This window comes from Plantactinospora sp. CNZ320, assembly GCF_002846275.1.
Genome location: NZ_PJMP01000001.1, coordinates 1,714,760 through 1,728,670, shown reverse-complemented (window position 1 = coordinate 1,728,670; position 13,911 = coordinate 1,714,760). Strand labels below are relative to the sequence as shown.

Genomic DNA, 13,911 nt, shown 5'->3' with positions numbered 1-13,911 from the left:
TCGTCCCCGGTCACGCCGTCGGCTCCCTGCCGGCGACGCCGCGTGCCCGACAGCGCGGACGACGGCCCCGTCGACCGGCCGAGGGAGATTCCGCCTCTCCTCTCGGCCGGTCGTCGCAGGCCGCGCTCGCCCCGAACGCAGGCCGCGCTCGCCCCGAACGCAGGCCGTGCTCGCCGTGGCGCAGCGATCCGTTCAGCAGGTCGAGTTGGTCTGGGTCAACAGTCCGAGGCGCCAGGGGAGGCTGTTGTAGTCGCCACCGGCGTTGGGGTCCATCCCCTGGTAGAGGTAGCGCAGGTTGCAGGGGCTGATGGTGAGGGTCTGGTCGACCTCGGTCCGGACCATCTCGCCGTGGCTGATGTCCCGGGTCCAGGCCCCGTTCGGGAAGCTGACGTTGTTGGCCCGGGCGAACGGGTTGTTCTCCTCGGCGGCGAGCACCTGCCACGGGCCGGCGATGTTGGTGGAGGTCCAGGAGCGGAACCAGCGCCGGCCGTCGGAGCCGATCGCCTCGTGGATCAGCAGGTACTGGTTCTGCCCGGCGATCCGGTAGACGTTTGCGGCCTCGAAGAGCCGGTTCCGGTTGGCGTCCTGCATCGCGATCACCGGCTGGGTCATCCCGTTCGGGAAGTTCGCCACCGAGGTCTGCGACCGGTAGAGGTGGCCGTTGTCGTCGGAGGAGAAGAGGTGGCAGTTGGCGCTGTCGCAGATGACCCACATGTCGACCCAGTAGCCGTTGCCGATGTTGTCCTGGATGATCTGCGGCATGCCGCTGTAGAAGTGTCTCGGCGCGGTCCAGCCGTTCGGGTTGCTGATGTCGGGGTTGGTGGAGTACGACGCGTTGCCGGTCTGGTAGACCAGATACCAGAGTCGCTGCGGGGCGAAGTAGAACACCTGCGGCGCGGCCCGGTATCCGGTGCCGAGCGGTGCCTGGTCGAGGTAGTGGAAGGTCGCGCTGCCGGCCTGGGACCAGTCGGTGAAGTTGAGGTAGACCAGGTTGTATCCTGCCGTCTTCGCCGTGCTGGCAAAGACGTGGTAGCGGCCGTTGTGATAGACCACCGAGGGGTCCTTGATGCCGGCGATGGCGCGGCCGTCGTTCTTCGGCCCGACCAGAGCGCCCGTGGAGTTCCATCGGAAGCTGGTCGGCAGGTTCCCGGTCGGTGGGTTGGTGGGTGGGTCGGTCGGCGGGTTGCTCGGCGAGCCCGTCGGGGGATCGGTCGGCGGGTCGGTGACCCCGCCGGTGCAGGTCGTGCCGTTGAGCGTGAACGACGAGGGCGTCGGGTTGCTGCCGGTCCACGATCCGTTGAGCCCGAACGACACGCTCGCGTTGCTGGCGATCGAGGCGTTGTAACCGACGTTTCTCGCGGTGACCTGGTTGCCGCTCTGTGTCACCGACGCGTTCCACGCCTGGGTGACCTGCTGCCCCGCACCGTAGTTCCAGGTCAGGGTCCAGCCGTTGATCGGGTCACCCAGGTTGGTCACGGTGATGTTGGCGCCGAACCCGCCCGGCCACTGGGACGATATCGAGTAGTTCACGGAGCAGCCGGTCGCGACGGCGTGTGCGGGAAGGATGCTCGTCGCGCCGGCGGCGGCGACCATTCCGGTGACCGCCACGAGCAGGCCCACTCGTAGTCTGGCTGGTTGTCGCACTGGGGGAACTCCTTACAGTCGCGCTGGGTGGCGCCGCGCTGGGATACGCGGCGGCTGGACGAAGCCGCATCACCCCCGCGCCACCGCCGGCCCCGGGTCGCTGCCGAGGGTCCCCGCGCCCTCGTTCGGGCCCGCGTCAGCGCCCGGCCCGGCCCGGCGCCGCCCGTTCGGTGGTACGGGGGCGCCGGGCCGCCCGGCCGGTGCGGCAGGAGAGGGTTGGCGGTGCCCGGACGATCGCCAACGATGGGACCGGAGCGATGTGCGCTCGTGGACGGGCGCACCCTGCGGTGTGGCCCGGTGGGTCCGGCTCGGCGTGGCCGAGTGGCCGGATCGACGGCGCCCGCGCGCGCCTGTTCGGCGCCACCCCCGGATGTGGTCCACACCCGTGCCCATGGGTGGCAGCTCATGTGAGCGGTAACATACCGCGTACCGGGCGGCCGCCGCAAGAAGCCATTCCCGATTGCCCGAAGAAATGTGCCGAGCGGCTCGAACGAGGGGTTCGCGAGTTTGCTTCATCGGCGTCGCCGACTTCTTCGTCGGCGGCGAAAACCTCCCGTGCCGGCTCGGCATGCCCGCCCAGTCGTGGGTGCTTTTCCCGTTACTGTCCCGCCTCGCCGGTTCGTGAGCGGACCTCGGAGAATCCCGGCAACTTCTTGACTCGGCCGTCGACGTCCATCACAGTCAACCACCACACCATTGGCCCCTCGACTTCGCCGGGTACCCATCGGCGTGCGACGGCTCGACACGGTCGTGCCCGTACGCCCGGCGTTCCGCGGCCGATGTCGGACCGGGGTCCAGCACCACCCTCCGACACCTGTGACGGCGATGGAACATGCGAGCTACCCGCACGAACGAGACGAGCCTGGTCGTCGCGGCACAGTCCGGCGACCGGCGGGCGCTGGACGAACTCGTCGTCGGGTACCTGCCGATCGTCTACACCATCGTGCGCAGGGCGCTGAGCGGCCATCCGGACGTCGACGACGTCGTGCAGGAGACCATGCTCCGCGCCCTGCGGGAACTGCGGACGCTGCGGACCCCGGAGAGCTTCCGGCCCTGGTTGGTGGCGATCGCGCTGCGGCAGGTGAGCACGGCTGCGCAGCGGCAGCAGGTGGCCGCCGAACGCGCGGTCGCCCTGGACGAGGTGGCCGGGGAACCGGAGGCCGGCTCCGACCTCGAGGACCTGACGCTGCTGCGGGTGGACCTCTCCGACCAGCGCCGACAGGTGGTCCGGGCCAGTCGCTGGCTGGATCCGGAGGACCGCGCGCTGCTGTCGCTGTGGTGGCTGGAGACGGCGGGCCGGCTCAGCCGGGCGGAACTGGCCGAATCGCTCGGGGTCGGGGCCGCACACGCCGGGGTACGCGTCCAGCGGATGCGCCACCAGTTGGAACTCAGCCGGAGGCTGGTGGCGGCGTTGGACGCCCGCCCGGGCTGCGACGGTCTCCGGGCGGTGCTGGCGGACTGGGATGGTCGACCGAGTCCGCTGTGGCGCAAACGCATCACCCGGCACACCCGGTCCTGCCCGGTCTGCGCCCTACACGGTGACGCGCTTGTCGCACCGGAGCGCCTCCTCGTGGGCCTGGCGCTGGTCCCCGTACCCACGGCACTGGTGGCGGCGCTGGCCGGGAAGGGCGGGCTGGCCGGGGGCGTCCTCGGCGCGGTCTCGACGGCGGCGGTCTCGGGCGTGCCGGCGGTCGGTGGTTCCGGCGCCGTCGGCGCGGGCGTCAAGGCAGGGTTCCTGGGCCAACTGGGCCAACTGATCGGCGCGCATCCCGTCGTCGCCGTGGTGGCCGCCGGCACGGTGGCCGCCGGTGCCACGGTCACCACCGCGACCTGGCCGGCGGCGGATCCACGGCCACCGGTGGGGATCGCCGCCCCGACCTCGGCACCCTCGGCCGCGGAGTCCCGCTCGACGCCGGCGGTCGCCGTCCCCCCGACGTCGGCACCGCGCGCGACCACCCCGGCGCGGGTGCGGCCGGATCGGACCGGCGCCCCGTCGGCGAGTACCGGGCCGCGACCGTTGCCGCTGGGGCGGGTGTCGATGGAGTCGGTCAACCAGGTGGGGGCGTTCGTCACGACCGTCGACGGTCTCGGGCTGCTGGCCCGGGTCGGCGCGGAGAGCGACGATGCGACCCGACGGTGGGCGACGTTCGAGGCGGTCCCCGGCCTGGCGGACCCGGAGTGCGTCTCCTTCCGGGCCGAGGACGGGCGTTACCTGCGTCATTCGTCCTGGCGGGTGCGGTTGAGCGAGGTCGAGGAGAGCCGGCTGTTCCGTGGGGACGCGACGTTCTGTGTGCGGCCGGGCACGGCAGCGGACTCGGTGTCACTGGAGGCGTCCAATTATCCCGGCTGGTTCCTGCGCCACCGGAACTTCCAGCTCTGGGTGGACCAGGTCGTCGACGATCCCGCCTTCCGCGCTGACGCCTCGTTCCGGACCCGGTCCCCGCTCGGCGGGTAGCGGCCGGCTCCCCGTGCGGCTTCTTCTCGTGCGGCTTCTTCCCGTGCGGCTTTCTTCGGCGGTGGTCACGGTCCCGTCCGTGGCGGCGATCCGGTGGCCGTCGCCGGGGCGGTCCCGGCCGTCGTCGGCGGCATCGGGCGCGTGACGGGCAGGGCAGCGGACCTGGCGCCGGTACCCGCGACCGTGCGACACCGGGACCGATAACAGAAAAGTGCTGTGAGATTTGCGGCCGTGGTCGGGCCCATCCGATCCGGTGGAAAGTGTTATCGGATCCCGTCGTCCGGAGTCGGTGTTCTGCCCGGGATCGGCGCGGTCGGCGAGTACGGCAAATTCTGCATAGACATTGACGTTCACCCTTGAGTACGCCGTAACGCTATGGCAATATCCGGTACATCCAACGGAGCGGCTCAGCTGAGTTTGATTCGATGTGGGGGGACATCTGCCTCCTTCGTGTTAGCGCTCACATCAGGGTCACGGCCAGCTGAGCTCGGCAGGCGAGGATGGTCACCGCCAGAGGGAGAAACGCCGTGCATGTCGTGGCGCAGTCGCCGCCGGGCGGGCCGGCACCGGCACCGGCACCGGGGCACCGGTCCCCGGTTCGTGGCCGGCGGCGCCGCCGGCGGTCCATTCTCGTCGCCGTCCCGACGACCGCTCTCGTCAGCACCGCCGTCGCCACCTTCGGCCCGGTGGCGGCCTCGGCCGCCACCACGGACACCGGCGCCTGGCATGTGCTGGTGAACCGGAACACCGGCAGGGCGCTGGACGTGTACAACCGGTACCGGTTCGGGATCTTCAAGTACGCCACCCAGGCGCTCGGCGGCGCGGTCACAGCGCGCAGGTTCGAGCTGTCCACACCATGACGCTCGGGGCGCGGATGCGGAGGGGACCGCCCTTCCCCGCCACAGACCGCACCCCGGGACCGCCCACCTGGCGGAGGTGGGCGACGGGAGCCGGCGCGGAGTAGGCGACGCGTCGGCTCCCGGCGGTGTTTCGGGGGCGGCTGTCGGCAATGGTCCGCGCCGCGTGGGATCTCGACGACGCCAGATGGGAACCGGGCGTGGGGGCGGACCAGCAGAGAGCCGAGGTAGGGAGGGAGTGCCCGGGTTCGTCGGGCACACGTTCGACGGCGCCCGAGGTCGGCGACGACATTTGTCCAAGACCGGTGCGCGGCGTCCCGGGCACCATCGCCGGATGACCGAGTACGACGTTGCGCCCCCGCCCGGACTGCACCTGGTCCAGGACGGTCCACCGCAGGCACCGGCGATGCTGCTCATCCACGGCTCCGGAGCATCGAGCGGCTCCTGGAACCCGGTGGTTCCGGCACTCGCCGACCAGCACCACGTCATCCGGGTCGACCTCGCCGGTCACGGCAAGTCCCCGCCCGCGCCGTCGTACGACGTGCCCGCCCAGGCGAGCCGGGTGGCGGAGGCACTCGACCAGATCGGCGTCCGGGAGGTCGCGGTGGTCGCGCACTCCAGCGGCGGTTACATCGCCACCGCGCTCGCCGGCCAGCGCCCCGCCCTGGTGAGGTCACTGGCGTTGATCAGCACCGGCCCGAGCCCCGACGCGTTCCTTCCGCAGCCGATGCTGCTTCGGGTCCTGCTGGCCCCACCCCTCGGTCCGCTGCTGTTCGCGAGGCGTTCCGACGCGATGATCCGCCGGGGGATCAGCGCGACCTGCGTTCGCCCGGTGGAAATTCCGGACGACGTGGTCGCCGAGCTGCGGGGGATGACCTACCGCACGTTGCGCACGGTACTGCGGCGGAACACCGCGTACGTCGCCGAGCGGAGCGTGCCCGCACGACTCGCGGATCTCGACGTCCCGGTACTGGCGATCTTCGGTGCCGCCGACCCTCGCTGGGACCCGGCCTCGGCACAGCAGTACGGGGCGGTGCCGAACGCTCGACTCGAACTGCTGCCCGGCGTCGGTCACGTACCCATGCTGGAAGCGCCCGAGGCGGTCAGCGAGCTGCTGCTGAGTTTCGCCGCAACGAGCCGCTGACGTCCCGGGCCGTTACCTCGGAACCCTAGGCTGGTGGTGTGCTGCCCACCGGGACGTACCCCGACTGGGCGTCGGTGGAGATCGCGGTCCCGCGCCCGGCGCGCCGGCTGCCGGGAATCAGCATGGCCGGGTTCCGCCACCGCGCCGGGGCGGCCGTGGACATCGCCATGGTCGCGCACCCGTCCGTCACGCTGATCGTCGACCTCAGCGAGGGGGAGGGACTCGGCTACCAGACGCACGGCCGGTACGGTCGCGGCAGCGTCGTCGTCGGGCTCCTTCCCGGGGACTTCCGGGCGGCGGGCCGCCGGGGCGAGTGCCTGCAGATCCGCCTGGAACCGGTGGTGGCTGCCGCGGTGCTCGGCGCGCCGACCGAGCTCGACGGGATCGCGGTGTCCCTTGAGGACGTCTGGGGCGCGGACGCCGGGCGGGTCGAGGAGAGACTGCGCGGAACCGCCTCCTGGGACGAGCGGTTCACGATCGCCTGGGAGATCCTCGGTCGGCGGCTGGACGGCCGCCCACGCGTCGATCCGGAGGTCGCCCAGACCTGGCGGCGGACCCTTGCCAGCCGGGGACGGGTGCGGGTCGACGGCCTGGCGGACGACGTCGGCTGGAGCCGCAAGCGCCTCTGGTCCCGCTTCCGGGCCCAGATCGGCATCACACCCAAACGCGCCGCCCGGCTGGTGCGGTTCGACCACGCCGCACACCTCCTCGCGGCGGGTCGGGCCGTCGCCCACGTTGCCGCCGAGAGCGGCTACGTCGACCAGTCCCACCTGCACCGCGAGATCAGGGCGATCGCCGGGCTCACCCCCGCCGCCGTGGCGAACGCCCCGTGGCTCGCCATCGACGACGTCGCGTGGCCGGCGTCGGCGCGCCCGGGAGCCCCGGCGACCCGGGGCGAACGCCCTGCCGGCCGCTGAGGCCGACCACGATCACCGATGTCCGGGTCACCCCGCTCCGGTGGTGCGGTGGATCACCCCGGCGCGGCGGGCGGTGAAGCCTGTCGATACGGTGTTCGCGGCGTGCCGGCCGGTGCGCCTCGGGAACACAATCAGGACGGGGGGTTCCATGCTGCTCAGACGCCTGACGACAATCGGGATGGCCGCCGGGCTCGTCACCGGAGCCGTGCTGGCGATCGCCGCCACGCCGGCCCACGCGGCGCCGACGAGTGTGACGTCGTACTCGTTCACCAGCGAGGCCGGTGACTACATCGGCGGTGGACAGAGCCGCGACTACCAGGCGCCGTCGGCCGACATCCAGCTCTCCGGCACCGCCGGATACGTGACGATGCGGGTGGATGCCGGTTCGGAGTGGTGGACGATCGAGTTGGCCGCGCCGAACGGCGACGTGCTCCGGCCCGGCCGGTATCTGGATGCGGAGCGGGCCGCCTTCCGTACCGGCCGCTCGCCGGGACTCGACGTGTCGGGGACCGGGCGGGGCTGCAACCAGGTGTACGGCAACTTCTGGATCGACCAGATCGGCACCGACGCCGACGGTACGGTGACGATGCTCGACGCGCGGTTCACCCAGCACTGCGAGTCGGCGACCGCACCCCGTCTACAGGGGACGGTCAAGTTCGCCGCCTACCCGCTGTCGTACCGGTTCGTCAGCGATGCCGGGGACTACATCGGCGGCGGGGTGACCAAGGCGTACACCAACGCGACGACGGTGTTCGGCCTGCGGGGTACCGCGAGCGGAGTGTCGTACTCGGTCTCCGGCCAGCGTGACTACTGGACGGTCGAGCTGTACCCGCCGGCGGGGGAGACGCTGCGGGTGGGTACCTACACCGACGCCCAGCGGTACCCGTTCCACGACAGCGGCCACCCGGGCCTGTCGGTGAGCGGGAACGGGCGGGGCTGCAACACCCTGACCGGGCAGTTCACCATCCGGGAGATCGCGTTCGACGCGTCGGGTGCGGTGAGCGCACTCTCCGCGACGTACGTGCAGCACTGCGAGGGCGACACCGCGGCGTTGCGGGGCACGATCCGCTACTTCGCCTGACCGACGCTGGTCGAGCGGTGCATCTGGCCGAGGCTGGTTGAGCGGTGCATGTGACCGAGGCTGGTTGAGCGCTCACCCGGCCCGAGGCAGATTGCGCGGGGGCGTGGCCGATGGTCGCGCCCCCGTCGCTTCTCCGACGATGTCGCGCGTCGTTTCCGACATCCCCGACCGGTCGGCATCGGCGGCCGGCCAGCGAGCGACATATCGGCAACCCTGAGTGGCGACTCAGTGGACGAGTAGGCGAAAACTGCACTTCACTCGTGGAACGGACTCGCTTCACGGGTGGTGGTGTGCGGAATTACCACTCCGATTCGACATTGCCCCTAGTCAATATCGAAGGGCGATGCTATGAATTTGGTGGGTCACTGGCGGCCTACCAGGGCACTGCCGCCTCCACCGTCCGGGCATCGACGTCGTTTTAGGAGAGAACAGTACATGAGCGAAAATCAGGATGGTTGGTTGCGGTACGCATGGCGGCGATACCGGAGAGCTGTCGCCAAGGCGGCGGCATCGGTCGGAATCGCCGTGCTTGCCATCGGAGTCACGGCGGGCGCCGCCGTCGCCGGTACCGGTGCTGGTACCGGTGCTGCGGAACGCGGCCCGATGAACGTCTCGGCTGCGGTCGCTCCGACGGTTTCCAGCGTCGCCGCCGGTTACTCACACACCTGTGCCATCAGCACCGACGGAGGACTCTGGTGCTGGGGCGGCAACAGCAGCGGTCAGCTCGGTGACGGCACCACCACGAGCCGGACCACGCCGGTGCAGATCGGCAGCGTCACCAACTGGGCGAGTATCGACGCCGGCACCAGTTACACCTGCGCGGTTCGGACCGACGGCACGCTGTGGTGCTGGGGCCGTAACGGCAGCGGTCAGCTCGGCGACGGCACCACCACGCACCGGAGCAGTCCGGTGCAGGTCGGCAGCGCCACCAACTGGGCAAGTGTCAGTGCCGGCGACGGTCACACCTGCGGCACCCGTACCGACGGCAGCCTGTGGTGCTGGGGCCGCAACCGCAACGGCCAGCTCGGTACCGGTGCCGCCCTGGCCGACGCGAGCACCCCGGTACGGGTCGACACGGCGACCAGCTGGGTGAGTGTGGCGGCCGGTTACGCGCACACCTGTGCCCGCCGCACCGACGGCACCCTGTGGTGCTGGGGTGACAGCTCGAACGGCCAGCTCGGTCTCGGCATCCTGAGCTACCGGACCTCCCCGGCGCAGGTCGGTACCGGGACCACCTGGACCGGCGTGGTGACCGGTTACACCTTCACCTGCGCCGTCCGCGCCGACGGGACGCTGTGGTGCTGGGGCGAGAACGGCTACGGCCAGCTCGGCGTCAGCGGCCCGCACCGGACCTCGCCGATCCAGGTCGGCAGCGCCACCACCTGGAGTTCGGTGCTCGGCGGCAACGACACGGCCTGCGCGGTCCGCACCGACGGCAGCCTGTGGTGCTGGGGCAACAACTCGATGGGGCAGCTCGGCGACGGCAGCACCACCCACCGGAACGCCCCCACCCGGGTCGGCACCGCGACCACCTGGGCCGGCGGGGTTGTCGGCAGCTACCACAACTGCGCGGTCCGCACCGACGGCGGCCTGTGGTGCTGGGGCAACAACGCGTCGGGACAGCTCGGTGACGGCACCCTGACCCAGCGGTCGACCCCGACCCAGGTGACCATCCCGGGCTGACCGTAACCAGCCGCTCTTCCTGTCATGTCATCGGCCCGCCCGCTGAAACACCGGTGGTGCGGGCCGATGGCATGGCGACCACCCGTCCACTGAGGTACCGGTGATGAGGGCCGATGGCACGGCTACCGCCGGACGTCATGCCGGAACCGCGCCTGACACGCACACCCCCAGCTCCCGGTGGCCGCCTTCGGGGTGCACGTGGGCGTGGCTGGTGAGGGCGGCGAGCCGGCGTTCGGCCTCGACCCGCTCGGGTGCCCGGAGACGGTCGAAGATGGCCAGCGCCCGCGTCCAGTACCGGCACGCCTCGGCGCGGTCGTCCCGTTCGAGCAGGCCGGCGATGCCGGCGAGGGCTCGTCCCTGCTCGTAGGGGTGGCTGATCCGGGTGGCCACCTGCAACGCGTGCCGGTGGTAGCCGACGGCCTCGTCGGGGCGTTGCTGGGCCGACAGGGCCAGGCCGATCCCGTTGAGCGCCGCCGCCTCGCTCCGCCGGTCACCGGGCTGTTCCGCCGCGGTCAGCGCGCGTTCGTGGTACTCGCGGGCGTCGTCGAAGCGGCGCAGCCCGCACAGCGCGGCACCCAGTTCGGTGAGGGCGAACGCCTCGCCGTAGCGGCTGCTGGTGCGGTCCCCGATCCTCATCGCGGCGCGCAGGAAGCGGATCGCCAGCCCGAACTGGCCGAGACGCGATCTGACCGCCCCGATGTTGGCCAGGGCGGTGGCGAGATTGAACGGGCTGTCGGAGAGGCGTGCCGCGTAGAGGTGCCGGCGGTGCATGACCAGCGCGTCCTGATATTTACCGAGGAACATCTGCACCAGACCGATGTTCGGCAGGATGGTCATCGCGTACGGACCCCACGATCCACGGTCCGCCAACAGACCGTTGTACAGGGTGATCACGTCATCCACCCGGCCCAGGTGCCAGTAGACGGTCCCGAGATTGGCCTTGCTGCCACTGGCACCGGCCCGGTCCCCGGCCTGCTCCCGTACCTCGATCGCGGTCTCCAGATCCCGGACCGCGAGCTGTAGGTTACCGCTGCGCATGTAGGCGTACGCGCGGTAGTTGCACATCGTGGCGACGCCAGCCTGGTCACCGGACTCCCGCGCCGCCTGTAGCCCGTTCCCATAGATGTCGAGGATGTCGTCGGAGTAACCCCGCATCATGTAGAACCGCCACCCCGAGGCGGCCAGCCGCGGTGCCCACTGTGGACACGTCCCCGCCGCGAGTCGGACCAGCGCGCGCAGGTTCTGCCGTTCCGTCTCCAACCATTCCAGGTTCGTCGGAAGCGCCGGGAGCAGATCCGGCCGCAGCGGTCCACCCGGGTTCGTGATCGCCGGCATCGGGGCCCGCTCCATCGCCCGGCTCGCCGCCAGGCAGGCGTGCACGTAGTAGTCGAACAGCCGTTCCAGGGCCGCGTACCGGTCCGCCACCGCGTCTCGGCCCACGGTCAGCTCGCGCGCGTAGTCGCGGACCAGGTCGTGCAGCCGGAACCGGCCGGCGGCCGGCTCCTGGACGAGGTGCCGGTCGACCAGTTCCGCCATCAGCGTCTCCCCCGCCATCAGCGAGACGTCGGCCAGCGCCGCCGCCGCACCCACCCCGAAGTGCTCGCCGGGGAAGAGTCCCAGCAGCCGGAACATCCGGCGTACCGGCTCCGGCAGTGGCTCGTAGGACAGGCTGAACGCGTTGGCGACGGTGCTGTCCTCGGCCGACAGCTCGCCCAGCACGGGGCGAGCCCCGGCCAGCCGCTCCGCGAGATCCGCCACCCGCCACTCCGGGCGGTGCGCCAGCCGAGCGCCCGCCAGCCGGATCGCCAGCGGAAGATACCCGCACCGGCCCACCACCGCCGCCACGGCCTCCGGCTCGGCGTCGACCCGGTCCCGCCCGACGAGCCTGGCCAGCAGATCGATCGCCTCGGCGGGGTCCAGCAGCGGCAGGGTCAGCGGCGGCACGCTGCTGCTGACCACCAGCCGCCGCCGGCTCGTCACCAGCGTCAGCGATCCCGGCGCCGACGGCAGCAACGGGGTCACATGCTCGCTGCTGCCCGCGTTGTCCAGCACCACCACCACCCGCCGGCGGGCGAGTTCGGAGCGCCACAGCGCGATCCGGTGGTCGAGTTCCGCCGGGATCTGACTCGCCGGGACGCCCAACTGGCGCAGCAGGGTGATCAGCGCCGCCGCCGCGCTGACCTGACCGTCGGTGCCGTGTCCGCCCAGGTCGACGAACAACTGCCCATCCGGGTACGCCCCGGCGAACCGCCCGGCCAGGTGGACCGCCACCGCCGTCTTGCCGACTCCGGCCATCCCGTCGATGACCAGCACCGCCGACGCATCCGGATCCGCCCGCCGGATCGCCGTCGCCAGCCTGTCCACCAGCTCGTTCCGGCCGGTGAAGTCCGCCGGTGTCCGGGGCAGCCAGCGCGTCGGGAGCACCCCGCCACCATCCGGCACCGGCGATTCCGGCCGCTGCGAGCCGGTGCCGCCGCGCGGCGTCGACCGGTCCCGGGCACCCGGACCGGCACCGGCTCCGTCGAGGAGCGGATCCCGGTTGAGTACCGCCTGGTGCAGCCGCCGCAACTCCGCGCCCGGTTCGATGCCCAGTTGCTCCACAAGTGCCGAACGCGCCACACCGAACGCGGCCAGCGCCCCCGGTACGTCTCCCTCCTGGTAGAGCGCCCGGATCAGCAACGCGTACCCGCCCTCCCGCAGCGGATGAACGCTCAGATGGTCCCGCAGCATCATCACCGCGGTTCCGGACCGGCCGGTTGCCAGGCAGACCTCCGCCCACTGCTCGACCATCCCGATCCGCAGCTCCCGCATCGCCTCCGCCCGCGCCGACAGCGCCGGACCCAACGGCAACCCGGCCAGCATCGGCCCCCGCCACCGCCCCTCGGCCCGGCCGAGCGACCGCTCCGCCCCGGCGAGGTCCCCGCCGGCCAGCGCGGCGGACGCCTCCTGAAGCTCCGCCGTGAACCCGAACACGTCCACGTCCTCCGGGCGCAGATCGAGTTCATAGCCGTCGCCGCGCCGCACCAGCGCCCGACGGCCGGGTGCGACCCCGTCCAACAACCGGCGCAGGTTCGCCGCGTACCCGCGCAGGTTCGCCACCGCCGAGGCAGGTGGACCCGCGGGCCACAGCTCGTCGACCATCTCCGGCATCCCGACCCGGCGTCCCGGCTGCAACGCCAGCATGCTCAGCACGATCTGCTGTTTCGGCGGTCCGGGCGGCAGCCGCACGTCACCGACGCTGATCTCCAGTGGTCCGAGAAGCCGAACCTCCAGCATCACAGCCCCCCACCTGCGGCCCGATATCACCTGGTACCGAGGCATCCTATCGACGCCCACCACGGGAGAGGTGGATGGAACGTCGGGCGAGAACGGAGCACGAACGAAGAAAGACGGCCGGTGGCGGGGATGAGATCGTGGCTGCGCGGCGTCGGTCACGCCGCCCCGCCGGGCTCGTCTGTCGACAACGGCGCCGCCCGACCGGGCCACGGTCCTCGATCGGAAGGCAGGACGACATCATGGCGCACATCGATCTCGGGGTCGACGAGGTGCGGTTTCCCGGCATCAGCGGCCCGATGCGGTACCGCCCGGAGACGGCGAAGCCGCTCAACGAGTTGGCCGAGGTACTGCTGCGGGGCCCGCACCCGCTTCCGGCCGGTGAACGGGAACTGATCGCCGCGTACGTCTCGGGGCGCAACGAGTGCGACTTCTGCTGCGCGTCGCACTCGGCGTTCGCCGCCGCACAGCTCGACGACGGCATGACCCTGGTCGAGCAGGTACGCGCCGACCTCGACACCGCCCCGATCTCGGCGAAACTGCGGGCACTGCTGCGTATCGCCGGGGCGGTCCAGGTCAGTGGCCGCAACGTCACCACCGAGCTGGTCGCCGACGCCCGTGCGAACGGCGCCACCGATCTGGAGATCCACGACACCGTCCTGATCGCCGCCGCGTTCTGCATGTTCAACCGGTACGTCGACGGCCTCGGCACCTTCGCACCAGTCGGTCCGGACGCCTACGCCGAGTCCGCGCGCCGGATCGTCGAGGTCGGCTACGGCGCGGCGGTCAACGCGTAACCGGCCCAGACGTGCAGCCGGCCCAAGCGCTACGCGGAACCGGCCCAGACGCGCAGCCGG

Annotated in this window: 9 protein-coding genes; 7 read left to right on the top strand and 2 right to left on the bottom strand. The window is 71.5% G+C overall.

Annotation, left to right across the window (positions count from 1 at the left end; genetic code table 11):
* Positions 1-192: 192 nt before the first annotated feature.
* Positions 193-1,644, bottom strand: coding sequence for a glycoside hydrolase family 62 protein (locus tag CLT71_RS07465; RefSeq protein ID WP_486483115.1), 1,452 nt, complete (start codon positions 1,642-1,644; stop codon positions 193-195).
* An 832-nt stretch (positions 1,645-2,476) separates the two neighbouring features.
* On the opposite strand from CLT71_RS07465, the gene CLT71_RS07460 reads away from it, so the two are divergent.
* From CLT71_RS07460 to CLT71_RS07435, 6 genes are all read left to right on the top strand, one after another.
* Positions 2,477-4,099, top strand: a complete 1,623-nt coding sequence (locus CLT71_RS07460; RefSeq protein WP_101366463.1) for a sigma-70 family RNA polymerase sigma factor — start codon at positions 2,477-2,479, stop codon at positions 4,097-4,099.
* Between the two features lie 527 nt (positions 4,100-4,626).
* Positions 4,627-4,959 (top strand): hypothetical protein, encoded by a 333-nt coding sequence (locus CLT71_RS07455; RefSeq protein ID WP_143743398.1) that lies wholly within the window; start codon positions 4,627-4,629, stop codon positions 4,957-4,959.
* Positions 4,960-5,290: 331 nt separating this feature from the next.
* Entirely contained in the window at positions 5,291-6,100 is an 810-nt protein-coding gene (locus tag CLT71_RS07450; RefSeq protein WP_101366461.1) for an alpha/beta fold hydrolase, read from the top strand.
* A gap of 38 nt (positions 6,101-6,138) precedes the next feature.
* A complete protein-coding gene (locus tag CLT71_RS07445; protein ID WP_486483114.1) occupies positions 6,139-7,017 on the top strand; it encodes a helix-turn-helix domain-containing protein in 879 nt (292 codons plus the stop codon).
* A 148-nt stretch (positions 7,018-7,165) separates the two neighbouring features.
* On the top strand, positions 7,166-8,098 hold the full coding sequence (locus CLT71_RS07440; protein ID WP_101366460.1) for a hypothetical protein: 933 nt from the start codon (positions 7,166-7,168) through the stop codon (positions 8,096-8,098).
* A gap of 525 nt (positions 8,099-8,623) precedes the next feature.
* Positions 8,624-9,781, top strand: coding sequence for an RCC1 domain-containing protein (locus CLT71_RS07435; protein ID WP_486483113.1), 1,158 nt, complete (start codon positions 8,624-8,626; stop codon positions 9,779-9,781).
* Between the two features lie 135 nt (positions 9,782-9,916).
* On the opposite strand, the gene CLT71_RS07430 is transcribed toward CLT71_RS07435, so the two are convergent.
* A complete protein-coding gene (locus CLT71_RS07430; protein ID WP_158242201.1) occupies positions 9,917-13,057 on the bottom strand; it encodes a BTAD domain-containing putative transcriptional regulator in 3,141 nt (1,046 codons plus the stop codon).
* A 239-nt stretch (positions 13,058-13,296) separates the two neighbouring features.
* Between CLT71_RS07430 and CLT71_RS07425 the strand changes: the two genes are divergently transcribed.
* The gene (locus CLT71_RS07425; protein ID WP_101366457.1) at positions 13,297-13,851 is read left to right on the top strand and encodes a carboxymuconolactone decarboxylase family protein; all 555 of its coding nucleotides are present in this window, start codon (positions 13,297-13,299) and stop codon (positions 13,849-13,851) included.
* The last annotated feature ends 60 nt before the right edge of the window (positions 13,852-13,911 follow it).

What these genes read in the sequence shown, in the direction of transcription:
- CLT71_RS07430 (WP_158242201.1), bottom strand. Translation starts at nt 13,057, where the DNA reads ATGCTGGAGGTTCGGCTTCTCGGACCACTGGAGATCAGCGTCGGTGAC.
- CLT71_RS07425 (WP_101366457.1), top strand. Translation starts at nt 13,297, where the DNA reads ATGGCGCACATCGATCTCGGGGTCGACGAGGTGCGGTTTCCCGGCATC.
- CLT71_RS07440 (WP_101366460.1), top strand. Translation starts at nt 7,166, where the DNA reads ATGCTGCTCAGACGCCTGACGACAATCGGGATGGCCGCCGGGCTCGTC.
- CLT71_RS07450 (WP_101366461.1), top strand. Translation starts at nt 5,291, where the DNA reads ATGACCGAGTACGACGTTGCGCCCCCGCCCGGACTGCACCTGGTCCAG.
- CLT71_RS07460 (WP_101366463.1), top strand. Translation starts at nt 2,477, where the DNA reads ATGCGAGCTACCCGCACGAACGAGACGAGCCTGGTCGTCGCGGCACAG.